The organism is Aurantibacter aestuarii (assembly GCF_003008425.1).
GTDB lineage: Bacteria > Bacteroidota > Bacteroidia > Flavobacteriales > Flavobacteriaceae > Aurantibacter > Aurantibacter aestuarii.
In genome coordinates this window covers 121,393-134,466 of the sequence record NZ_PXOQ01000015.1, presented here as the reverse complement: position 1 = coordinate 134,466, position 13,074 = coordinate 121,393, and the positions used below count along the sequence as shown (strand labels likewise).

General features: G+C 31.3%; 18 protein-coding genes. 7 read left to right on the top strand and 11 right to left on the bottom strand.

The annotated features are described in order from the left end of the window. Positions 1–4 precede the first annotated feature (4 nt). The 3 genes from C7H52_RS11915 to C7H52_RS11905 all read right to left on the bottom strand — a co-directional run bounded on the left by C7H52_RS11915 (position 5) and on the right by C7H52_RS11905 (position 1,630). Positions 5–220: an anaerobic C4-dicarboxylate transporter family protein gene (locus C7H52_RS11915; protein WP_106464131.1), complete on the bottom strand. Its 216-nt coding sequence runs from the start codon at positions 218–220 to the stop codon at positions 5–7. Positions 221–356: 136 nt separating this feature from the next. Continuing rightward, complete coding sequence (gene ribH, locus C7H52_RS11910) at positions 357–836, bottom strand: 6,7-dimethyl-8-ribityllumazine synthase (protein ID WP_106464130.1); 480 nt, start codon at positions 834–836, stop codon at positions 357–359. Positions 837–838: 2 nt separating this feature from the next. After that, a complete protein-coding gene (locus C7H52_RS11905) occupies positions 839–1,630 on the bottom strand; it encodes a tetratricopeptide repeat protein (RefSeq protein ID WP_106464320.1) in 792 nt (263 codons plus the stop codon). Positions 1,631–1,765: 135 nt separating this feature from the next. Here C7H52_RS11905 and recF point away from each other — a divergent pair, with 135 nt between their 5' ends. From recF to C7H52_RS11885, 4 genes are all read left to right on the top strand, one after another. Then, entirely contained in the window at positions 1,766–2,845 is a 1,080-nt protein-coding gene (gene recF / locus C7H52_RS11900; RefSeq protein ID WP_106464129.1) for a DNA replication/repair protein RecF, read from the top strand. Next, positions 2,842–3,252 carry a lipocalin family protein gene (locus C7H52_RS11895; protein WP_106464128.1) on the top strand — a complete coding sequence of 137 codons (411 nt, stop codon included), beginning with the start codon at positions 2,842–2,844 and terminating at the stop codon, positions 3,250–3,252. The genes recF and C7H52_RS11895 overlap by 4 nt, the downstream gene beginning before the upstream one ends. A gap of 2 nt (positions 3,253–3,254) precedes the next feature. After that, the gene (locus C7H52_RS11890) at positions 3,255–3,551 is read left to right on the top strand and encodes a DUF721 domain-containing protein (protein ID WP_106464127.1); all 297 of its coding nucleotides are present in this window, start codon (positions 3,255–3,257) and stop codon (positions 3,549–3,551) included. 92 nt (positions 3,552–3,643) lie between these two features. Then, complete coding sequence (locus tag C7H52_RS11885) at positions 3,644–3,835, top strand: cold-shock protein (protein WP_106464126.1); 192 nt, start codon at positions 3,644–3,646, stop codon at positions 3,833–3,835. A 151-nt stretch (positions 3,836–3,986) separates the two neighbouring features. On the opposite strand, the gene C7H52_RS11880 is transcribed toward C7H52_RS11885, so the two are convergent. Then, positions 3,987–4,406 (bottom strand): nucleoside-diphosphate kinase, encoded by a 420-nt coding sequence (locus C7H52_RS11880; RefSeq protein WP_106464125.1) that lies wholly within the window; start codon positions 4,404–4,406, stop codon positions 3,987–3,989. A gap of 65 nt (positions 4,407–4,471) precedes the next feature. Next, positions 4,472–5,311, bottom strand: a complete 840-nt coding sequence (locus C7H52_RS11875) for a formylglycine-generating enzyme family protein (RefSeq protein ID WP_106464124.1) — start codon at positions 5,309–5,311, stop codon at positions 4,472–4,474. A gap of 161 nt (positions 5,312–5,472) precedes the next feature. On the opposite strand from C7H52_RS11875, the gene C7H52_RS11870 reads away from it, so the two are divergent. The 3 genes from C7H52_RS11870 to C7H52_RS11860 are packed head-to-tail and all read left to right on the top strand — an operon-like array spanning position 5,473 to position 8,185. Then, entirely contained in the window at positions 5,473–6,495 is a 1,023-nt protein-coding gene (locus tag C7H52_RS11870; protein WP_106464123.1) for a DHH family phosphoesterase, read from the top strand. Further along, positions 6,485–7,030 (top strand): gliding motility-associated peptidyl-prolyl isomerase GldI, encoded by a 546-nt coding sequence (gene gldI, locus C7H52_RS11865; RefSeq protein WP_106464122.1) that lies wholly within the window; start codon positions 6,485–6,487, stop codon positions 7,028–7,030. The genes C7H52_RS11870 and gldI overlap by 11 nt, the downstream gene beginning before the upstream one ends. A 6-nt stretch (positions 7,031–7,036) precedes the next feature. Continuing rightward, the gene (locus C7H52_RS11860; protein ID WP_106464121.1) at positions 7,037–8,185 is read left to right on the top strand and encodes a peptidylprolyl isomerase; all 1,149 of its coding nucleotides are present in this window, start codon (positions 7,037–7,039) and stop codon (positions 8,183–8,185) included. Positions 8,186–8,255: 70 nt separating this feature from the next. Here the strand turns inward: C7H52_RS11860 and C7H52_RS11855 are convergent, their stop codons facing one another. From C7H52_RS11855 to C7H52_RS11830, 6 genes are read right to left on the bottom strand one after another with little or no spacing between them, the layout of a single operon-like run. Next, entirely contained in the window at positions 8,256–8,531 is a 276-nt protein-coding gene (locus C7H52_RS11855; protein ID WP_106464120.1) for an ATP-dependent Clp protease adaptor ClpS, read from the bottom strand. A 5-nt stretch (positions 8,532–8,536) separates the two neighbouring features. Beyond that, complete coding sequence (prmA, locus tag C7H52_RS11850) at positions 8,537–9,376, bottom strand: 50S ribosomal protein L11 methyltransferase (protein WP_106464119.1); 840 nt, start codon at positions 9,374–9,376, stop codon at positions 8,537–8,539. Between the two features lie 29 nt (positions 9,377–9,405). After that, the gene (gene tpiA / locus C7H52_RS11845) at positions 9,406–10,155 is read right to left on the bottom strand and encodes a triose-phosphate isomerase (protein ID WP_106464118.1); all 750 of its coding nucleotides are present in this window, start codon (positions 10,153–10,155) and stop codon (positions 9,406–9,408) included. Beyond that, positions 10,152–10,643, bottom strand: a complete 492-nt coding sequence (locus C7H52_RS11840) for a TlpA disulfide reductase family protein (RefSeq protein ID WP_106464117.1) — start codon at positions 10,641–10,643, stop codon at positions 10,152–10,154. Before C7H52_RS11840 ends, tpiA begins: the two co-directional genes overlap by 4 nt. Positions 10,644–10,653: 10 nt before the next feature. Further along, positions 10,654–11,733 carry an ABC transporter permease gene (locus C7H52_RS11835; RefSeq protein WP_106464116.1) on the bottom strand — a complete coding sequence of 360 codons (1,080 nt, stop codon included), beginning with the start codon at positions 11,731–11,733 and terminating at the stop codon, positions 10,654–10,656. Positions 11,734–11,739: 6 nt separating this feature from the next. Then, positions 11,740–13,056 (bottom strand): BT_3928 family protein, encoded by a 1,317-nt coding sequence (locus tag C7H52_RS11830; protein ID WP_106464115.1) that lies wholly within the window; start codon positions 13,054–13,056, stop codon positions 11,740–11,742. Between the last annotated feature and the right edge of the window lie 18 nt (positions 13,057–13,074).

The following is a 13,074-nucleotide window of genomic DNA, read 5'->3' as shown; positions in this document are numbered from 1 at the left end:
CATTTTAATTTATTTTAGATTCTAAAATATACATGGCTATTATTACCACAATTAGTAAGCCAATTAAAAAAATTAGCGTAGAAACTTTAGTTTTACTGCGTTTTGGTTGTCTTTTTAGCTCTTCTGCTAATTTCTTTTTAAAAGATTCTTGTTCGCTTTGCTCTGACTTAGAGAAGCGGGACTGGTAATTAAATTGTCTGTTCTTTTTAGGTTGGAACATAATTAAAACATAGAAAGCTTAAACACCAAAAATACTTAATTTAGCTAGGATTACAGGTAGTAAACTCTTAAAAATTGTTAACAAAAAAGCCAAATACAAAGGTATTTGGCTTTTAGAATTTATTTTTAAGGAGGTTTTAAATCTTTTGTCTTAAATCTGCCATTTTAATAGCAACTACAGCCGCTTCTGTACCTTTATTACCATGCTTTCCTCCACTTCTATCTATAGCTTGCTGTTCAGTATCATCTGTTAATACACAAAAAATCACAGGTGTTTCATTTAAAACATTTAAATCTTTTATGCCTTGAGTAACACCATCGCAAACAAAATCGAAATGCTTCGTTTCTCCTTTTATAACACTTCCAATAACTATTACTGCGTTAACATGCTGTTGTTGCATTTTTTTAGCACCATAAATTAACTCAAAACTACCCGGAACATCCCATTTTATAATATTTTCGGGTTTTACGCCATGTTCTAAAAGCGTGTTTTTAGCGCCGTTATAAAGACCTTCTGTAATGTGTGTATTCCATTCTGAAACAACAATCCCAAACCGAAAGTTCTTCGCGTCTGGGATTGTTGTCTTATCGTATTCTGATAAATTAGTTGTTGCCATAATTAGTTTTTCATTGCCTGAGCTTTTCCTAAAAACACATCAACGTTACTTGACTCTGTTGCATTAGGATAATCATTTTTTAACTGCTCAAATAAAGAAATAGCTTCATCTGTTTTACCTAAATCTAATGCCATTATACCTGCTTTATACATGTAAGTTGGAGTCGTATAGTCATTAGTTCTTAACTTATAGGCTTGCTTATAATAATCCAAAGCATCTTCTTTTTGGTTTAACTGAGCAAATGCATCTCCAATAGCGCCTTTAGATAATGGAGCTAAAACTTCATCTTCACTTTCAAACTGAGTTAAATGCTCTACTGCTTCTTTATACTTTTTAGTGTTTAAATAAGCCATTCCTGCATAGTAATGAGCTAAATTTCCAGCATCTGTACTACCATATTCGTTAGCTACATCTAACATTCCTAACTTCCCGTTATTCCCTTTTAAAGACAAATTAAATAAAGAGTCTTTAGCACTACCTGTTGCAGCAACTGCTTCATTAAAATAAGTTTGAGATAAATACATATCGTTCATCGCTTCAGCCTGTTGTGGCTTAGCAACAAATTGATTGTAACCTATGTATCCCAATACCACTAATGCTACCACACCAATAATAATAAATATATATTTCTGGTTTTTTTCTACAAACTCCTCTGCTTTGTTAGCACCTTCGTCTAAGGAATTAAATACCTCTGCAGTGGTAGAATCTTCCGCATTGATAATTTCGTCTTCTGAAGATATTTCTGCCTCTACTTGTTTTTTCTGCTTGTAACCTCTTTTATTATATGTTGCCATAGTTGTTTTATTAATGCGCACAAAAATATAATTTTTCTGCATATAAAAAAGCCTATTTATTGCATATTTTTCAATAATTTGCAGTTCTATTTCTAGAAAGCACTACAATACTAAATACTGTAATTATATTTTTTAATGATATTAAAAACACTTTCCGTTTTAAATTATAAAAATTTTGATTCTAAAACATTTAATTTCGATACAAAGATTAACTGCTTTGTCGGGAATAATGGTGTGGGCAAAACAAATGTTTTAGATGCTATCTACCACCTTTCATTTGGTAAAAGTTACTTTAATCCAATTGCCAAACAAAATATAAAACATGATGAAGATTTTTATGTGGTTAATGGTGACTACGAGAAACATGAGCAAATTGAAAAAATAGTAGTTAGTCTTAAAAAAGGACAAAAAAAAATTATTAAACGCAACAATAAGATTTACGATAAACTAAGTAACCATATTGGTTTTTTACCTTTAGTTATTATTTCTCCCGCCGATAGAGATTTAATTACAGATGGAAGTGAAACGCGTCGTAAATTTATGGACAATGTTATTTCGCAAAGTGATAAGGTATATTTAGAAGCTTTAATTAAGTATAATAAGATTATTAGTCAACGTAACGCTTTATTAAAATATTTTGCACTAAATAACACCTATAATAAAGATACTATTAGTGTTTACAATGAACAGCTTGATAATTTTAGTGCCATTATATATAAAAAACGAAAGCAATTCATAGAGGTCTTTTCTCCTATCTTTCAGCAAAAACATCAAGCTATTACAAATAGGAAAGAGCAAGTAAGCTTAACTTACAGCAGTGATTTAGAACAAGAGTGTCTTTTAAACCTGTTAGAGCAGCATATTAATAAAGATAAAGCACTTCAATATACTAGTGTAGGAGTTCATAAAGATGATTTGATTTTTGAAATAGACCAACATCCAATAAAAAAGTTTGGTAGCCAAGGACAACAAAAATCTTATCTTATTGCTTTAAAGTTAGCTCAATTTGAATTTATAAAGCAACAAAGCGGTGATGTTCCTATTTTGCTATTAGATGATATCTTTGACAAATTAGACGAGCAACGCGTTACACAACTTTTAGATTTGGTAAATGAAGCTACTTTTGGACAGATATTTATAAGTGACACACACGCCGACCGAACAGAAAGAGCTGTGAAGCAAGTCCATCAATCCTATAAAATATTTAATTTATGAAAACGCTAAACTACCTCATTCTAGTTTTTATTTGTGTAAGTTGTGCTCAGAATCCAGAAAAACAATTACCTTATCTAAACGGCTATTGGGAAATAAAGGAAGCTACATCTAATGGGATAACCAAAACCTACACAATAAGTGAGTATGTAGATTACATAAAGGTAACTGACAGCCTTACTGGCTTTAAAAAGAAAGTAAAACCAACTTTTAAAAAAACGTTTATAGCCACAGACATTGAAGAAGAATTAAGAGTAATTATTGAAGATAACATAATTTACTTAAAATATAAAACACCATTTTCTGAACGAACAGAACAGGTGTTAGAATTAAGTAAAGACGAACTAAAAGTAAAAAATGATGATGACGCCGTTTATCTTTACAAAAGGTATGAACTTATAAAACTATAAACATGAGCAAGAGAAATAATGATATTTTAAAATTTTCTGAAGCACTTAGTGAGTTTGTAAGTGACCATAAATTAGATGAAGGCTTAGATAAAGTTAAAATTTATGATGCTTGGAAAACAGAAATGGGAAGTGGTGTGAACAACTATACCACCGCAATAGAGTTTAAGAGGGGCACTTTATACGTACAACTAAGTTCTAGTGTATTGCGAGAAGAGTTAAGTTATGGTAAAGAAAAAATTATTACTATGCTTAATGGAGCTATAGGTAAGCCCATAATTAGTAAACTTGTTTTAAGGTAATATTTTATTTTTTGTAAATAAATGTAAATTTTATACTTCGTTACATATTATAAACTATATTTGCAGTAATTACAAATTTAATATTTTTTAAAATGGCTCAAGGCACAGTAAAATTTTTCAATGATTCAAAAGGATTCGGTTTTATAACTGAAGAAGGATCAGACAAAGACCATTTCGTACACATCTCTGGATTAATCGACGAAGTTCGTGAAGGTGATGTTGTAGAATTCGACTTACAAGAAGGAAGAAAAGGTTTAAACGCAGTAAATGTAAAAGTAGTATAATTTATATATATTCTTTAAATCATTACAAAAAGCGGCTAATCAAATGATTAGCCGCTTTTATTTTGTCTAAACTTAAATAAATTAACCGTTTATATACAAACAAAAAAAAGCCTAAGTAAAACTTAGGCTTTTTTTATATTTTAAAAATATATTAGAACTGCTCTCTTCCTGAAAAATGGAATGCGCTTTCTATTGCTGCGTTTTCATCACTGTCACTTCCGTGTACTGCATTTTCTCCTATAGAGGCTGCATATAATTTACGAATAGTACCTTCGGCTGCATCTGCTGGATTAGTTGCTCCAATTAAAGTTCTAAAATCTTCAACTGCATTTTCTTTTTCTAAAATTGCTGCAACAATTGGTCCTCTTGTCATATACTCAACAAGTTCTCCAAAAAATGGACGCTCGTTATGAATTGCATAAAAAGACTCAGCATCTTGCTTAGTCATTTGTGTTAATTTTAATGCAACAATTCTAAATCCTGAGGCATTAATTTTTTCTAAAATAGCTCCAATGTGTCCTTTTTCAACAGCATCTGGCTTTAACATGGTGAATGTTCTATTCGTTGTCATTATATAAATTTTGGTGCAAAAGTAATTATTATTTAAGATTTAATACTAATTATAAAAGCTAAATTTTATTTTGCTGTTCTAACCAATCTTAATCCAAAAAAATCATATACCTGAGAAGGTTTAGTTCTAACTTTATTGGCTGGACGTAAAAAACTAATTTTACTATCCCAAGAACCACCTTTTACAACTCTATACTCACCATCTGTTGCTCCTTTAGGATTTTCCGCACTTGTAAGTTCTTTCTTAATATCATTATAATATTGTTCATCATATATATCCCAGCACCATTCCCAAACATTTCCATTCAAATCGTAAATACCTAACTCATTGGCATATTTTGTACCTACAGTATGCGGTCTTGCGTCACTATTTTCTTGATGCCAAGACATTCTGTCTGGTGTATTAGAACCAACATACAAAAATCCTTTAGATTTATTTCCGCCACGCGCAGCAAATTCCCACTCACTTTCGGTTGGCATTCTATATCCAGTTGCATCAAAATTACAATATGGGTACGAGCCACGACGTTTATAAGCTGGCTCTAAACCATGCTTCTCACTTAACCAGTTACAATACTCTATAGCATCGTCCCAAGTTATATTACTAATTGGAAAACTATCATCCCAACCCCATTTTGGAGTAGCTGGCATTTTAATTCCTTTGTCTTTTACATATGCTTTCCACTCCTCTACAGTAACTTCGTACTTAGACATGTAAAAAGAACTTACAGTGATTTTATTTTGAGGCTGCTCATCTTTTTCTGCAAAGCCATCACTATAAGGAGAACCTTGTAAAAAGGATCCACCTTCTACTAAAACCATTTCAGAGATTTGAAAATTAGAATCTTTTACACTTAAAAATAAGAATGAAATTGATAAAAAAAGTAAAATGTAATTTTTTTTCATAATGAATTAAATTTTTGTTAAAATTATTTTCAGGGCGCGAAATTAGTATAACTACATCGATATAGTAGCGCCAATTGTTAATAAATTTAAAGTTTTCGATGAACGTGTTAAAAACAAGGATGAAAAACATAAATTTGGAAAGATATTGATATCTTCGTACTATGATATTTAATAAAATAGAAGACTTTAAGCATGTTCTTAAAGCATCAAAACAAATTATAATTACAACGCACAAAAATCCAGATGGAGATGCAATTGGTTCATCTTTAGCTTTGCATTTATTTTTACAAAATATGGGACTTAACTCTAAAGTTATTGTTCCTAACGATTATCCAGAGTTTTTAAAATGGCTTCCTGGACAAGCTTCAATATTAAAATTTGAAGACGATAAAGAAACTTGTGCAAATTATATAAAAGAAGCCGATTTGATTTTTGCTTTGGACTATAATGCCTTTCATAGAACTGGAGATCTAGAGCCTTTTTTAGAAAACAGTTCTGCTAAAAAAGTCATGATTGACCATCACCAACAACCAGATGACTTTGCAAAATTTACATTTAGTAATCCTGAAATGAGCTCTACCTGTGAGATGATTTATCATTTTATATCAAGTTTGAATGAGTTAAAACTTATTAATAAAGAAATAGCTACATGCATTTATGTAGGTATCATGACCGATACAGGTTCGTTTAGATATAGATCGACTACTGCTACGACACATCACGTTATTGCAGAACTTATAAATAAAGGAGCAGATAATACTAAAATTCATAATAGTGTTTTTGATGCAAATAGTTTTAATAGGTTACAATTATTAGGTACTGCTTTAACTAATCTTAAGATATTACCAGAATATAATGCAGCTTATATTAGTTTATCTCAAAATGAATTGAATGAATTTGATTATAAAAAAGGAGATACTGAAGGTTTTGTAAATTACGCTCTATCAATAAATAAATGTGTCTTAGCTGCTATTTTTATCGAAGATGAAAAAAATAAAATTATCAAAATTTCGTTAAGATCAAAAGGTGATTTTTCGGTAAATGAATTATCTCGTAAACATTTTGAAGGCGGCGGACATAATAATGCTGCTGGAGGAAAAAGTAATGACTCTCTAGAAAAAACTATTGAAAGATTTATTAGTATATTGCCTGAGTATAAAACAGCACTACAAAATGAAGTTTAATTTTCTATATATATTATTAATCGTAGTAAGCTTCATGGGTTGTAAATCTCCAGAAGCTAGAAAACCTATTTCGGTAAAAACCGGCTCATTCATTGAAAATTCAGCTGAAAGAAATATAAGTTTAAATAAAAAAGAAAACGAGCTAATCGACCAAATCATTCAAAATGATTCTTTAAACGATTATATTTCTTCAAATTATGGGTTTTATTATTACTTTAATACAAAGGTAGATTCAACCTCATATTTACCTCAGTTTGGAGACATTATTAACTTTAACTATAACATAAAAAGTATTAATGGCGAAACTATTTATAGTAAAGACGAGATAAAAACTCAAAATTACGCTATGGATAAAGAAGAGATCTTTACTGGTTTAAGAGAAGGTTTAAAGCTTCTTAGCGAAGGAGAAACTGCTACATTTATATTTCCTTCTCAAAAAGCATTTGGGTATTATGGCGATGAAAATAAAATTGGCACTAATATTCCTTTAATTTGTAAAGTTTCTGTAAATAAAATAACTAAAAATCAACAATAAATTCAAATGAAAAAAAATTCACTTAAACACTTTTTTAAACTTTTAATGCTAACTATTTTAGCTGGTTTAACTAATGCCTCATGCCAAGGAAAATATCCTAAATTAGAAGACGGAATGTATGCGGAGATTGTTACCAATAAGGGTACGATGGTAGCAGAGTTACATTTTGAGCAAACCCCAACTACGGTTGCAAACTTTGTATCTTTAGCAGAAGGAACAAACACTAAGGTTGATACTGCATATACAAATAAGAAATTTTATAATGGAACTACCTTTCACAGAGTAATGGATAAATTTATGATTCAAGGTGGAGATCCAACAGGTACTGGAGCAGGATCTCCTGGATACCGGTTTGGAGATGAGTTTGTAGATAGTTTGAAACATGATAAACCAGGAATCCTTTCTATGGCTAATAGTGGTCCTAAAACTAATGGTAGTCAGTTTTTTATTACTGAAGTACCTACGCCTCATTTAAATAACAAACATACTGTTTTTGGTGAATTGGTTGTTGGTTTAGATGTTCAAGATTCCATTTCTAACGTAAAAGTTGGAGCTGGTTCTAAACCAATTGATTCTGTGGTTATTAAAGAGGTTAATATTATTAGAAAAGGGAAAGCAGCGAAAAAGTTTGATGCACCTAAAGTTTTTGAAAATCACTTTATTCAATTAGAAGAAGAGAAAAAAGCGTTACAAGCTTTATTAGAAAAAGCAAAAACAGAGTTTATTCAAAAAAATAACGCTGCAAACGGAGAAGTTAAAAAGTTAGAATCTGGCTTAGTAATGATTTTTACTAAAAAAGGTGAAGGTGTAAAACCAACTCCTCAAGATCAAGTTTTAATTGACTACGCTGGATATTTAGAAGATGGAACTTTATTTGATACCAGTATGGCTGAAGTTGCTAAAAACAATGGTAAGTACGATGAAGTAAGAGATCAAAAAGGGATGTATGTACCTTTTCCTATGATTTACAACCAAAGTGCACGTTTAGTACCAGGATTTAGAGAAGCAATGCTTAATATGAATGTGGGAGACGAAGCGCGTATATTTATCCCGTCTTTCTTAGCTTATGGTGAGCGTGGCGCAGGTGGCGGACTTATTCCACCAAACGCTAACTTAATATTTGATCTTAAAATTGTAGATACTGTTAAGAAATAAACTATCAATCTTATTTAAAAAAAAGGCTACCATTTTGGTAGCCTTTTTTATGTACTTAATAGTGATTTTTCTAAATAATTTCAGCACTTAAACCTGCAGTTAACAAAGCAATACATTGAGGTTTTAAATCCTTAAGAGCTCCAGTTTTTACCGTGCACTGTCCTTTATAATGCACCAAAAGAGCACATTGTTCAGCTTGTTCTGAGGTATGGTGACAGACAAGCATTAAAGTTTCAATGACGTGATCAAAGGTGTTTACATCATCATTAAAAAGAACAATTTCATGCTCTTTAACGACTTGCTCTTTAGTTATCGTTTCTGTCTTTGTAATTTCTTTGGTACTCATAATATTTAATTATATGTAAACTCTAACGCGACCCAATTATTTCTTTCGTATCGGTTAGATTCTTTCAAGTGAAACAATTCGCATTCTTTTGCAATAAAAGGAATGTCATCTTTATAAAAACCACTTAAAAATAAGCTTCCGTTTTCATTTAAACAATCAGCATAAGTTTTTATATCTTGTAAAAGAATATTTCTATTAATGTTGGCAATTATCACATCAAAATTTTTACCTTCTAAAAGTTGAGCTTCACCTTCTAAAACGGTAATGTTTTTACAATTATTGCGTTCTACATTTTCTAAACTGTTTAAATAACACCAGTTATCAATATCTATAGCTTCCAAACGTATAGCTCCGCGCATTTCGGCTAAAATAGCCAAAACACCTGTACCACAACCCATATCTAAAACCGATTTATCCTTGAAATCGTAATTTAAGATATGTTGAATCATCATGTGAGTAGTTTCATGATGACCAGTACCAAAGCTCATTTTTGGTTCAATAACAATATCATATTCTGTGTCGAACTTTTCATGAAAAGGGGCTCTTACTGCACATCTATTATCTACCACAATCGGATTAAAATTTTTCTCCCATTCTTCATTCCAATTGGTCTGCTCAATATTTTCAAAAGTAAAAGTTATTTCAAACTCCTTTGATTTTAAAATTTCAACAGAGTCTAAGATCTGTTCATTCCATTCCTCTTTCTGGATATATGCAGTAACGCCAGATTCGGTTTCTACAAAACTTTCAAAACCTGTATAACCTAATTCTGCAATTAAAATTTCGACGCCTGGCTCTAATGGTTTTACTGTAAAATAATAACCAATATATGTGATATTTGACATTTTATATAATTTAGCTTTTGCTCTCTAATTTAAAATGCGTTAACAATAGCAAAAAAATCGTCAGCATTTAATGCGGCTCCACCAATTAATCCACCGTCTACATCTGGCTTAGAAAAAATTTCTTTAGCATTATTTGGCTTCACACTACCACCATATAAAATAGACATTTGATCTGCTACATCTTCACCATACTTATCGTTTAATGTTTTACGAATAAATTTATGCATATCCTGAGCTTGTTCCGGACTTGCTGTTTCTCCAGTACCTATAGCCCAAACGGGCTCATAAGCCAACACGATATTTTTAAAAGCGGATGCGTCTAGATGAAATAATGCATTTTTAATTTGTGAGGCCACAACACTTTCTTCATTTCCAGATTTACGATCTGCCAATTCTTCACCAAAACAAAATATAACTCTTAAGTTAGCAGCAAATGCAGCATCTACCTTTTTGGCTAATATATCGTCGGTTTCTCCAAAATAAGCTCGACGCTCACTATGACCAAGAATAACTGTTTTTACACCAACACTCTCTAACATACTTGCACTTACTTCTCCTGTATATGCGCCATGTTCTGCAAAATGCATGTTTTGAGCTATAACTTCTACCGGATGATCCTTTAAAGTTTCAAAAGCAGAGTATAAATTTGTAAAAGATGGTGCTATCATTACCTCTGCATCCGACGAGATGTTTTGGTGTTTTAAAGCTGTAATTAGGTCTTGAGTCTGAGCAAGATTGTTATTCATTTTCCAATTTCCTGCGACAATGTGTTTTCTCATAATAATGCGTTTTTAATTTTTGGGGTTTGTATGTTTTTAGAATAAAAGACTTTTATTCTTTGGTTTTTATCAACTACTAAATATCTTGGAATCCAATCCAGATTAAGAAAGGATCCTAATTTACCTTTCCAACCTGAAGATAAAAAATAGTGTTGTCCTTTTATATTGTGTTTTTTTATCCCTTTTTTCCAGCTCTCCGTAGTTTTATCTAAAGATAAAAATACAAATTCTACATTGGGATGTTCTGCTTGTAATGCTTTTACTTTTGGTAAACTTTTTAAACAATCTCCACACCATGAAGCCCACACATCTATAACAATTGTTTTTCCTTTGTGCTTATTTAATATATCTTGAAAAGTTACTTTTTCATTTAACTTATCAATAAGAACATCTTCCAAAGCTTCAGTAGAAAATTGTAAGGGATCTTCCTGAGACTTACAGCAAAAGATTAAACATAAGAAAAATACTATAATTAGGTTTTGTTTCATTTCAAATTTTTTAAGATTCCAACTTTACCTTAGGATCTAATAGCGTATAAATAACATCTACCAATATATTTATAATTATAAATAAAGTGGCAATTACTAATACAGCTCCCATAATTACGGGTAAATCTAAGGTATTTAGAGCATTTACAATTTCTTTTCCTAAACCATTCCATCCAAAAATATATTCCACAAAAACAGCGCCAGCAAGCATAGAAGCGAACCATCCAGAAATAGCTGTTACCACAGGATTTAAAGCATTTTTAATAGCATGTTTTTTTATGATTTGAAACTCACTTAAACCTTTAGCTCTCGCGGTTCTAATATAATCTTGGCTTAAAACTTCCAACAAAGAATTTCGCATAAGCTGGATAATAACCGCTAAAGGTCTGATGCCCAAAACAATTGCTGGCAATATGAGGTTTTTAATTTTTAAATGGGTTTGCTCTCCATAATCGTCCAACTCATATAAACTACCTGTCATTTCTAAATTAGTATACTTGTGTAACACATAACCAAATAACCATGCAAACAGTATGGCACTAAAAAAGGAAGGTACACTCATCCCTAAAGTACTTAAAACCTGAATGGCCTTATCTGTAAAACTATCTTTTTTAAGTGCAGATACTACCCCTAAAATTAAACCAATACAAAGAGCAATACCTATGGCAGATATCGCTAATACAAATGTATTTGGTAGGGTTTCCCCTAAGACCTTACTCACTTTTTTGCCTTGCTTTGTAAACGACTCTCTTAAATAAGGAAATTTAAGCACTGTTATGATGTTGCCAATGGAAAACAGAGAAAAAGCAGTGTACTTGTTAGGACTTAAATACGTGTAGTCTTCCTGTTTTGTAGAGTGAAATGAGACAGGAGATAAATCATTTAAATAATAGACATACTGAACAGACAGTGGTTGGTCAAAACCATACTTCTTTTTTACAGCATTAAGCTGTTCGCTGTCCTCATTTTGACCTAACATCATCTGTGCTGGATCGCCAGGCAATACATTAAACAATAAAAATATTACCGTTATTACTCCAAACAAAGTAAGTATGGCATATCCTATTTTATGTACTAAATATCTAAACAGCGGATTTTATTTTTTAGGTTTTAGAGTGATCTCTACTCTATTAATTTTAGTATTATCAGTTGTGCTTAGAGTATCTTTAACAACATTCATAGACTCTATAGTTTCTGTATCTAAAGCATCTACCGCTTCTTTAGTTGAAACTTCATTATTTATAAAATAACGTGTTTCTAGCTGGTCTGAGTCTATAATTTCTTCTGAAGGTAATTTATTTTCTTCTGGTGTAACTTTAGGAATATTTAAATCTTCAAGATCATTATAATGTGCTTTTTGTGTAACTGTTCCTTTTTCAAGCATAACAACACCTGGATTTGCTCTTACAATAGTTTTACCAACTTTCTCATCGCACAAATAAAACTTAAAGTTTAATTTGAAACTGTCTGTTATGCTTTGTTTTAAATCTTCACCCGAAGCCGTAACACCAATAACCGTATATCCGTTTGCAATTGCTTTATCTGTGAAGGTTTTAATTGCTTTTAAGCCTTCAGCATTTGCAGCATTTAAATTATAAGACACTACCATAACCAAATGTTCTTTCTCCAAGAAATAGTCGGTTAAATCTTCCTCTTGACTTTCAATTGAAAAATCGAAAATTTTTGGTTCTGTACCTTCAGATATTACTTTCTTCTCATAAGAGACATACTCACCATTTACTTTAGGGTAACTTCCATCTGTAACAAATTGCTTTTCTTCACCATTTACATTAAATGTCCAAGTCCACTCAGACACTTCTTTTGGAGCATCTTCTGGAACAGTCATATTTGCTTTAATGTTATCTCCTATTTTATAAGCTCTAAAATCCCAAACTGGTAAATGTTCTAACACATAATACCCAAAACCTAAACTGAATAAAAAGCCGAATAAGGCTAAAACTGTTGTTGCTAATGGGTTAAACAATGGTTTTATGTATTTTAAACCAACTACTAAGACCAAAATTAACACCAATAAAATAAGGTCTTTGGTAAAACTTTGCCAAGGTGTTAGTTTAAGGAAGTCTCCAAAACAACCACAATCTTTTACTTTATCAAAATAAGCCGCATAAAAGGTTAGAAAAGTAAAAAACACAATCATAGCTAAAAGGCTATAGACCGTAAATTTTGATTTATAACCTATTAATAAAAATACGCCTAATACAACTTCTAGCACCACAACAATAACAGAAATCCCTAAAGCATACGGCATTAAGAATGGTAAGTCTAAAACCTCGGCACTAAAATATTCCTGTAATTTATAAGAAAAACCTAATGGGTCATTAAGCTTTATCATTCCTGAAAAAATGAATAAAATGCCTACAAAAATACGACATAGAGCTACTAGAAATTTCATGGGATCTTTTTTTAATAT

What these genes read in the sequence shown, in the direction of transcription:
- C7H52_RS11860 (WP_106464121.1), top strand. Translation starts at nt 7,037, where the DNA reads ATGAAAAAAAATTCACTTAAACACTTTTTTAAACTTTTAATGCTAACT.
- C7H52_RS11840 (WP_106464117.1), bottom strand. Translation starts at nt 10,643, where the DNA reads ATGAAACAAAACCTAATTATAGTATTTTTCTTATGTTTAATCTTTTGC.
- C7H52_RS11880 (WP_106464125.1), bottom strand. Translation starts at nt 4,406, where the DNA reads ATGACAACGAATAGAACATTCACCATGTTAAAGCCAGATGCTGTTGAA.
- recF (WP_106464129.1), top strand. Translation starts at nt 1,766, where the DNA reads ATGATATTAAAAACACTTTCCGTTTTAAATTATAAAAATTTTGATTCT.
- C7H52_RS11915 (WP_106464131.1), bottom strand. Translation starts at nt 220, where the DNA reads ATGTTCCAACCTAAAAAGAACAGACAATTTAATTACCAGTCCCGCTTC.
- C7H52_RS11890 (WP_106464127.1), top strand. Translation starts at nt 3,255, where the DNA reads ATGAGCAAGAGAAATAATGATATTTTAAAATTTTCTGAAGCACTTAGT.
- C7H52_RS11855 (WP_106464120.1), bottom strand. Translation starts at nt 8,531, where the DNA reads ATGAGTACCAAAGAAATTACAAAGACAGAAACGATAACTAAAGAGCAA.
- tpiA (WP_106464118.1), bottom strand. Translation starts at nt 10,155, where the DNA reads ATGAGAAAACACATTGTCGCAGGAAATTGGAAAATGAATAACAATCTT.
- C7H52_RS11885 (WP_106464126.1), top strand. Translation starts at nt 3,644, where the DNA reads ATGGCTCAAGGCACAGTAAAATTTTTCAATGATTCAAAAGGATTCGGT.
- C7H52_RS11830 (WP_106464115.1), bottom strand. Translation starts at nt 13,056, where the DNA reads ATGAAATTTCTAGTAGCTCTATGTCGTATTTTTGTAGGCATTTTATTC.
- prmA (WP_106464119.1), bottom strand. Translation starts at nt 9,376, where the DNA reads ATGTCAAATATCACATATATTGGTTATTATTTTACAGTAAAACCATTA.
- C7H52_RS11905 (WP_106464320.1), bottom strand. Translation starts at nt 1,630, where the DNA reads ATGGCAACATATAATAAAAGAGGTTACAAGCAGAAAAAACAAGTAGAG.
- C7H52_RS11870 (WP_106464123.1), top strand. Translation starts at nt 5,473, where the DNA reads ATGATATTTAATAAAATAGAAGACTTTAAGCATGTTCTTAAAGCATCA.
- gldI (WP_106464122.1), top strand. Translation starts at nt 6,485, where the DNA reads ATGAAGTTTAATTTTCTATATATATTATTAATCGTAGTAAGCTTCATG.
- C7H52_RS11875 (WP_106464124.1), bottom strand. Translation starts at nt 5,311, where the DNA reads ATGAAAAAAAATTACATTTTACTTTTTTTATCAATTTCATTCTTATTT.
- C7H52_RS11895 (WP_106464128.1), top strand. Translation starts at nt 2,842, where the DNA reads ATGAAAACGCTAAACTACCTCATTCTAGTTTTTATTTGTGTAAGTTGT.
- ribH (WP_106464130.1), bottom strand. Translation starts at nt 836, where the DNA reads ATGGCAACAACTAATTTATCAGAATACGATAAGACAACAATCCCAGAC.